The sequence below is a fragment of the Shewanella sp. POL2 genome, assembly GCF_000282755.1.
GTDB classification, from domain to species: Bacteria; Pseudomonadota; Gammaproteobacteria; order Enterobacterales; family Shewanellaceae; genus Shewanella; species Shewanella xiamenensis.
The window spans coordinates 1-7,938 of record NZ_AKZL01000135.1 but is presented as its reverse complement, the minus strand read 5'-3'; the positions used below and the strand labels follow the sequence as shown (position 1 = coordinate 7,938).

Annotated in this window: 6 protein-coding genes and 1 pseudogene; 4 read left to right on the top strand and 3 right to left on the bottom strand. The window is 45.9% G+C overall.

The genetic code is table 11. The features are described 5' to 3' along the window. Positions 1-1,145 (bottom strand): annotated as a pseudogene (locus SHEWPOL2_RS20975) (lytic transglycosylase); the annotation flags it as partial. Between the two features lie 68 nt (positions 1,146-1,213). Next, a complete protein-coding gene (gene rmuC, locus SHEWPOL2_RS20970; protein ID WP_037431362.1) occupies positions 1,214-2,827 on the bottom strand; it encodes a DNA recombination protein RmuC in 1,614 nt (537 codons plus the stop codon). Between the two features lie 274 nt (positions 2,828-3,101). Between rmuC and msrP the strand changes: the two genes are divergently transcribed. Together msrP and msrQ are read left to right on the top strand one after the other, a co-directional pair. Beyond that, positions 3,102-4,136, top strand: coding sequence for a protein-methionine-sulfoxide reductase catalytic subunit MsrP (gene msrP, locus SHEWPOL2_RS20965; protein ID WP_037431361.1), 1,035 nt, complete (start codon positions 3,102-3,104; stop codon positions 4,134-4,136). Between the two features lie 114 nt (positions 4,137-4,250). Next, the gene (msrQ, locus tag SHEWPOL2_RS20960) at positions 4,251-4,898 is read left to right on the top strand and encodes a protein-methionine-sulfoxide reductase heme-binding subunit MsrQ (protein WP_037431360.1); all 648 of its coding nucleotides are present in this window, start codon (positions 4,251-4,253) and stop codon (positions 4,896-4,898) included. A gap of 94 nt (positions 4,899-4,992) precedes the next feature. Here the strand turns inward: msrQ and gloA are convergent, their stop codons facing one another. Further along, positions 4,993-5,403 carry a lactoylglutathione lyase gene (gene gloA / locus SHEWPOL2_RS20955; RefSeq protein ID WP_037417829.1) on the bottom strand — a complete coding sequence of 137 codons (411 nt, stop codon included), beginning with the start codon at positions 5,401-5,403 and terminating at the stop codon, positions 4,993-4,995. 626 nt (positions 5,404-6,029) lie between these two features. On the opposite strand from gloA, the gene dmeF reads away from it, so the two are divergent. Continuing rightward, positions 6,030-7,238: a CDF family Co(II)/Ni(II) efflux transporter DmeF gene (gene dmeF / locus SHEWPOL2_RS20950; RefSeq protein ID WP_037431359.1), complete on the top strand. Its 1,209-nt coding sequence runs from the start codon at positions 6,030-6,032 to the stop codon at positions 7,236-7,238. After that, the gene (locus tag SHEWPOL2_RS20945) at positions 7,238-7,699 is read left to right on the top strand and encodes a MarR family transcriptional regulator (RefSeq protein ID WP_037431356.1); all 462 of its coding nucleotides are present in this window, start codon (positions 7,238-7,240) and stop codon (positions 7,697-7,699) included. Before dmeF ends, SHEWPOL2_RS20945 begins: the two co-directional genes overlap by 1 nt. The last annotated feature ends 239 nt before the right edge of the window (positions 7,700-7,938 follow it).

Here is a 7,938-nt window from a genome sequence, read left to right as displayed (position 1 = left end):
AATAATTGTGAGGCGGCAAAACCGTAAAAGCCGCGCTCATTGCTAACGGCCGCTAGGGCTTTGGTGGCGCTTTCTGGGGCGTGTTTGGCATTGGTGCGATACAGCCAATATTGCCAGCGCTCTTTGGCTTGAGCTTCAGGTGATAATAAATCTAAGTAGCGAGCAATATGGGTGCTGTCCTGCTCACGAATCGCCCAACGTAAACGACGTTCGAACATATCGTCGCTTTTCATCTCTGGCAGCAGATTATCTGCCCAGTCTTTAAAATTATCATCCTGCTCAATCAATACTCGGCGCACCAGATACTTTTGCAGCTGTAGATCTTGCGCGGGACTAAAACGTTTGGCTTTTTGATACCGAGTATATAAATCGATGGCTTGGTCGAGATCTTTACGGGCAAGGCGTTTTAACCCAGCAGCAACGATATCGCCAACAATAGGATTTTTGTCTTTAAATTTTTCAGTATGGCGCAGGCTATTGGGATCTTTAAATACGGCGACTAAGCGTTTGGCTTCGGCGCTATGGACCGTAATTTTTTGCGATAGAAAGCTCAAAAGACTGGTTTGGCCTTCATCGAAGCTCACTAACATCCTTGCCCAAATCACCTCTTGAGTGCGCTTGCCCGCTTTGGTCCAGGCATTGAACAGAGGGTCACATTCTTTCGGACGGGAATCACCATAGACCCATAGCGACTGCGCGGCGGTATAGGCGGTTTGGGTTTCACCTTTGGCAAGTTTTGCCTCATAAAAATAACACTGTAGTCTGACATCGGTTGGCGCATCTTGAGCCAGCGTCAGAAAATCGTTCCAGCGCTTTTGGCTACCAGCATTCAATAAATATTTCGAACGCAGTCTTTGGTACATTGGTGTTGTTTGATATTTATCTATCAAAAACTTAGCGTCATTACCGCGTAAATCATTGAGCCGACCTATATCGATATCATGGTCTAAGTAGATCGCCAGCGGATATTCACCTAACTTAGCACGTAGGGGCTTATAGGTTGCATAGTCTTGTTTCTTCAAGGCTTTTTCAGCCTCAAGAAAAGTCTTTTGGGTCGACGTTAAAGCAAAAGCCGCAGAGGCATTAAATGCACCTGCGATAATAATTGCGCTGGATAACACCATCTTTGTGAATGGGTTGCACATGCAGAACTTGCCTCCGGGCATCAAGGTTACAATCGATTTTTCCCTATCGATTCAGGATTAATAGTGATTTAGGCGTTTTGCTGCGTTTGGGTGTTGAGTTGTTCGAGTGCGGTGGCATCCTCAATTTTTGTTACCCTGGTTTGGTGTTCAGTTGTTTTAGCTGAGCTATCGTTTTCGAACTCGCTGGTTTCATCAATATCACTGTCGTCTAAGGCTTCATTGAGCGCCTTCTCAAGTAACATCTTATCGAGTTGTTTGCTGGTATCAACACCCAGTTGCTGCATTAAATGCGCTTGACGCACCAAATTGCCTTTGCCAGAGGATAATTTATTCATGGCACTGTGATAGGTTTTCTCGGCGTTATCTAAAGCGCGGCCAAGTTTTTCCATATCGTCGAGGTAGCCGCAGAGTTTGTCGTAGATCCGGCCTGCTTGTTTGGCAATGGTTTGGGCGTGTTGGTTTTGATACTCGTAACGCCAGATATTATTGATGGTACGCAGGGCAACCAAGAGGTTGGTTGGGCTGACCAGCATAATATTTTGCTCAAGGGCAAAGTTAACAAGGCTTGGGTCATGCTCTAAAGCCAGCAAAAATGCGGGCTCGATGGGGATAAACATCAGCACATAATCTAAGCTTTTAAGCCCGTGTAAACGCTGATAATCTTTTTGGCTCAAGCCTTTAATGTGGTTGCGTATGGATAGCACATGCTCATTGATGGCCTGTTCGCGCACCAGCGGATCTTCACTGTTAAAATAGCGCTCGTAGCTGATAAGTGACATCTTAGCATCAATCACCACGTCTTTATTTTCAGGCAAATGCACGATGACATCGGGCTTAAAGCGTTTGCCGCTGTCATCTTTGAGATCCTGCTGGGTGTGGTACTCGTGGCCTTCGCGCAGGCCACTTTCTTGCAGCACGCGGTCTAAAATCACTTCGCCCCAGTTGCCTTGCTGCTTATTATCGCCTTTTAGGGCTTTTGTCAGGTTAATGGCATCTTGGCTCATTTTTAAGTTGAGCTCACGCAAGTGCTCTAATTGATGTTTGAGTGCACTACGCTCGGATTGCTCATGGTTATAGGATTCGCGGATTTGCTGCCTAAAACCTTCTAACTGTTGCTTTAACGGCCCAAGTACGCCTTCTAATTGATTGGCGTTTTGGTGTTTAAAGTTTTCGCTGCGCTCTTCGAAAATACGGTTGGCAAGATTTTCAAATTGGGTTTGCAGACGTACTTCGGCACTTTCTAGGGTGGCGATCTTTTCCCGCAGTGATTCTTGCTGGGCATCCGCTTTGGCCTGAATGGTTTGTTGTAGGGCATTAGATTTAGACAACGCCAGTTGTAATTCGAGTTGACGGCGATGACTATCGTTTAATTGCTGCTCTAAACTCGGCACGCGCTCGGCTAAGGCCTCGGCTTTGCCTAGATGTTCGATTTTTTGCTCTAGGCGCTGCTGGCATTGACGGAGTTGGCTATCTTTATCGTCCACTAAGATTTGCTGCTGCGCGAGGGAAAGCTCTGCATCTTCGTTCACTTGGCGCATTTCTTGTTCTAACTCGTCCTTAAACTGTTGCCAGCGAGAACGGGTGAGACGTTGATTGAGTAGGGCACCGATTAACAGTCCTAAAAAGGCCACGGCGATTAGGCCGATGATCTGGGCGAGGGAAAAAGATTGAGAAAATGGCATCTTACTAGCACTCCTTTTGCGATGGCGCTTAGGGTCGCATGCCCCTAGAAAGGCTTCAAGTGCTTTAATAAACAATCTGTTTAGCTGATGACTCAAATGAGCAAGACTTAGTCGCTTAGGTTGATATAGTGTGAGGGATGAAATTTTTTTGCGGTTTTCTGTGTCTATATCACTACAGCTTATCAACACAGGTTAATTTACCTGAGCTTTATGGGTGAGCGCTTAGCGTTAGCAAAAGCCGGTACATAACATTTTATTTTTGCAGAGGTGTCAATTGACTAATCAATCACGTTTTACACCGGGTATTTTGAAAAAAGCACGCTGGCATATACAAGACAATCAAGTTACTCCTGAGTCGGTCTTTAAGGCACGTCGCCACATAGTGAAAGCCATGGGGTTAGGTGCGATTGGTGCCAGTATCCCAGGTTATGTGCAGGCGGGATTATTTGATCTGTTTGGTGATCAGCCCAAAACCAGCTTTATCACCACGCCACTGACTTTTGAGGCCAATGCGCGCTTTGGTCAGGGTGAGGTGCTTACACCATTTGATAAGGTCACAACCCATAATAACTTTTATGAGTTTGGTACCAGCAAACAAGACCCGTCTGATAATGCGCAGCAGTATAAAGTCGACCCTTGGCAATTGCGTATTGAAGGCGAAGTTGAGCGCCCCATGACGCTTGATTATCAGGATCTGACTAAGCTGTTTCCGCTTGAAGAGCGTACTTATCGACTGCGCTGCGTTGAAGCTTGGTCGATGGTGATCCCTTGGGTTGGATTTCCACTTGCGGCGTTATTGAAAAAAGTGGGCGTAACCAGCAAGGGAAAATATGTTGCTTTTGAGACCGCCTTCGATCCCGAGCAAATGCCAGGACAAAAAAGCCGTTTAATGGGCGGTGGCATTCATTATCCCTATGTGGAAGGCTTAACCATTGCCGAGGCGATGAATGAACTGACGCTGATGTCAGTCGGGCTGTATGGTAAAACCCTGCCGCCGCAAAACGGTGCGCCGATCCGCTTAGTGGTGCCGTGGAAATATGGTTTTAAGAGCATTAAATCGATTGTGCGTATTCGGGTGATGGACAAGCAGCCACCCACCAGCTGGAATCAACTCGCACCCCATGAGTATGGGTTTTATGCCAATGTGAACCCAGCTGTCGATCATCCCCGGTGGTCACAGGCGAGTGAGCGGCGCATCGGTGAAGGTGGGTTATTCTCGGCGCAGCGCATCGATACATTGCCTTTTAATGGCTATGGCGAGTTTGTGGCCTCTTTATATGACGGCATGGATTTGAGGCAGTTTTATTAACCCATTCGGTGACCGTATTCTAGGCGCAATCGATTGCGCCTAGCGAACAAGTTGCAATATCTGTCTAGTGAGATAGTGGTTAGCGCCTTTAAAGGGGAAAAGAGTAGGAGTCTTATGTTCAACATCACGGCGTTAAGAGTCACACCAAAACAGCTGCTCTGGGTAAAGTTAGTTTTTCATTTGATTGGGTTTATCCCGATTACTTGGTTGGTTTTTACTGTGCTGTCGGGGCGTGCGGGCGGCGACCCTGTGCAGCATATTATCCACTTTACTGGAATTGGCGCACTCAATGCGCTACTGGCAACACTACTGATTTCACCTATTGCCAAGAGATTTAAGTTAGGTTGGTTAATGCAGACTCGCAGGCTTGTCGGCTTGTATGTGTTTGCCTATGCCACACTGCATATTGTGGCGTTTTTCAGCTTAGATCTGCTGTTTGCCTGGGAGTTGTTTTTCAGCGAGGTGGCGAAACGGCCTTATATTTTAGTTGGTGCTGTGGCTTATGTGATTGTGAGCGCCTTAGCGATTACCTCATTTAAGGTCTTAATGCGAAAAATGGGCCGCCGTTGGCAAACGCTGCACAATGGAGTGTATGTCGTGGCGATACTAGCACCGATCCATTTTTATTGGTCGGTCAAATCCGAAATCATCGAACCGAGTCTGTATATCCTCGGTTTTGGTTTGTTGCTCGCATGGCGTTTACCCATTTGGCAGAAGAAGCGCAGCAGCCGTATCGCGATGGCCGCCGAGGGCAAGCGATAATCTGTAGTGTTGGCATTTATCAACGAGCAAAGAAAACGGCGTTTGCATACACTGCAAGCGCCGTTTTTATATCAGACGTTGGAAGATAATAGGTTTAACCTAAACCTTGGGTTGCCGATTTCATTTGAATAAATTCAATCTTATAGCCGTCAGGGTCTTCCACAAAGGCGATTTCGGTGGTGCCACCCGCAACAGGGCCAGGCGCGCGGGTGACTTTACCGCCTGCGGCGGCAATGGCTTCACAACGAGCATAAATGTCTTCATCACCAATGGCGATATGGCCAAAGCCTGTGCCGAGATCGTATTTTTCAGTGCCCCAGTTATAGGTCAATTCAATCACCGCTTGGCCTGTTGATTCTTCACCGTAGCCCACGAAGGCTAAAGAATATTTGTATTCTGGGTTTTCTGAGGTGCGTAGCAGCTTCATGCCAAGTATTTGAGTGTAAAAATTAATACTGCGCTCTAAGTTACCAACGCGGATCATTGTGTGTAACAGTTGTGACATAGGATTATCTCGGTCAATGAATTATGCCGGCATTATAACAAAAATCATTGTTAATCGAGTCTTAATGTTAATCGAATAAGCGAATTGCTATGCCTTGATTTTTGAGTTGATGTGCGCTAGGCGAGATTGCGTGGTGTGAGCTGTATCACGTCACCATTAAACGCGATGTGAAAAGTACAGGATAATTTAGGTCTTGCTCACAAAATAACTATCTCAATATAGGCATTTATCGCAGGCTTGATAATAATGGGTTCATACCCACTAGGAGAGTGAATATGAACACCGAACTTAAAATGGCGCTAGGTACTACAGTTGTAATTGCTTTATTTTTCAGTGCATTCTTCGTATCTATGTTCTGATACCGCATTCTAATCAAATCCTGTGTTAAGGCGCTTAAATCGGTTGATTTAAGCGCCTTTGTGTTTCTAGACTCCGCCGTTTTCCGTATCTGTCCGTTTTAACATCTCGTGATTGTCGGCAATATTTCTGCAAATAGTTTGAAAAATGATTATTTTGATATTTATATATTTTGATTTTCAAACTAAAATGTTGGCAGACATCATCAAACACCACAGGTACTTTTGTCCAAATCGGTCAGATAAGGGCAGGGAACGTAGGAAAAAATAATGAAAATAACCCCTTCAACAACAACGCCGCAGCCAAGTCATGGCGTTGGACACTCCATTGCCCAATGGCAACATCCCCATGGATTCTCTACACAAAATACTGCTGGCGAAAAAAATACCCGTTATGTGCTGTATTTAACGGTTATCACTATGGTGGCCGAGATTGTGGCGGGCACGATATACGGCTCTATGGCATTGCTGGCCGATGGTTGGCATATGGGCACTCATGCCGCCGCCTTTATGATTACGCTGTTTGCCTATTCCTATGCCCGTAAGCATGCCAATGATCCAACCTTTGCCTTTGGTACCGGTAAAGTGAGTGTCCTTGGCGGTTATACCAGCGCCATCGCCTTAGGACTGGTTGCACTTATCATGCTTATCGAATCAGGGATGCGTTTGATAAACCCTGAGAATATTCACTTTAATGAGGCCATTTTCGTAGCCTTGATTGGATTAAGTGTGAACGTATTAAGCGTGTTTTTGTTGAAAGACCATCACTCCCACGACCATGGACATTCACATGGGCATTCACACGGTCACTCTCATGGTCACACTCACGCACATGATCATGATGATGAGAACGATGACCATAAGGCTCATCAAGATAATCATTGCTGCCATGGGCACGATCATCATGCTGCTGACCATGACCATGACCATGACCATGACCATGACCATGACCATGACCATGACCATGACCATGACCATGACGACCATTCACACAACCACGCACATGGACATTCCCATGGGCATTCGGGGCATGATCACAACCTGAGAGCCGCTTATTTTCACGTATTAGCCGATGCATTAACCTCAGTGCTGGCGATTGCCGCACTCTTATTCGGCAAATATATGGGCTTAACTTGGCTCGACCCGATTATGGGGATTGTGGGCGCCATTATTATTAGCCGCTGGTCATGGGGACTCATTCAACAAACAAGTCCAATTTTGCTCGACGGCGGGGTAAATATCTCGCTACAACGTAAAGTGCGTGAAGCCATTGAAGCGGTTCCGGATCACCAAGTCGCCGATTTACATATTTGGCGCGTGAGTGCCGATCACCATGCTATTATGTTATCCATAGTGTCCCACTCACCGAAAGAAGCCAGTTATTTTAATCAGTTACTGACTAAGTTCCCTGAGTTATCCCATATTACTATTGAGCTGCATACTTGTCGTCAACGTGAGTGTGTCGCTAAGGAAGCCTAATGACAGTTGCACCGCAGCATGATGCTCTATCAGCCTCGACCGTCCATTCCACGGATCAGGCGTTAAACCATGTGATTATTGAGTTTTATGAAAAATTATCATCTTGGGAGCATGCTATCGTGCGTGATAAGGGTTTTAGCCTATCACAGGTTCACACCATCGAATTATTGGGAGTGCACGGCGCGATGCGGATGAAGGAACTTGCTGATAAAATTGGGGTAACGACTGGCACGCTTACGGTGCAAATCGATAAGATGGTCGAATCCCAATGGGTTGTGCGCCGCCCGCACGAAACCGATAGGCGCTCGATTCTGGTCGAGTTAACCGAAAAGGGCCAAGCACTATTTCTTGAGCATGATGCGCTGCATTTGCAATTAACGACCGATCTCACCGCTAAAATGAGCGCGGAGGAGCGCAGCGTGCTGCTGAACCTGCTGACGCGGATGAACCAAGAGTTTTAATTGCACATTTATGTAGCTCATTAAGTCACGATTAAAGCGCCCCGATGGGCGCTTTTTTTATGACACAACATATTGAATATTTTCGATTCATTCTCGATTAATCATCCGTGATTACAATATCTTATCTTTTGTTACATTCTTGTTGGATTAAAAGTTGAACTGAAAATCAATTAAGGTAATGTAGAGCAGAAATTAAGATGGAATCAATTTAAGGGCTCTGTTTAAGGACTATGTTTAAG

What these genes read in the sequence shown, in the direction of transcription:
- gloA (WP_037417829.1), bottom strand. Translation starts at nt 5,403, where the DNA reads ATGTCACAACTGTTACACACAATGATCCGCGTTGGTAACTTAGAGCGC.
- dmeF (WP_037431359.1), top strand. Translation starts at nt 6,030, where the DNA reads ATGAAAATAACCCCTTCAACAACAACGCCGCAGCCAAGTCATGGCGTT.
- rmuC (WP_037431362.1), bottom strand. Translation starts at nt 2,827, where the DNA reads ATGCCATTTTCTCAATCTTTTTCCCTCGCCCAGATCATCGGCCTAATC.
- msrQ (WP_037431360.1), top strand. Translation starts at nt 4,251, where the DNA reads ATGTTCAACATCACGGCGTTAAGAGTCACACCAAAACAGCTGCTCTGG.
- SHEWPOL2_RS20945 (WP_037431356.1), top strand. Translation starts at nt 7,238, where the DNA reads ATGACAGTTGCACCGCAGCATGATGCTCTATCAGCCTCGACCGTCCAT.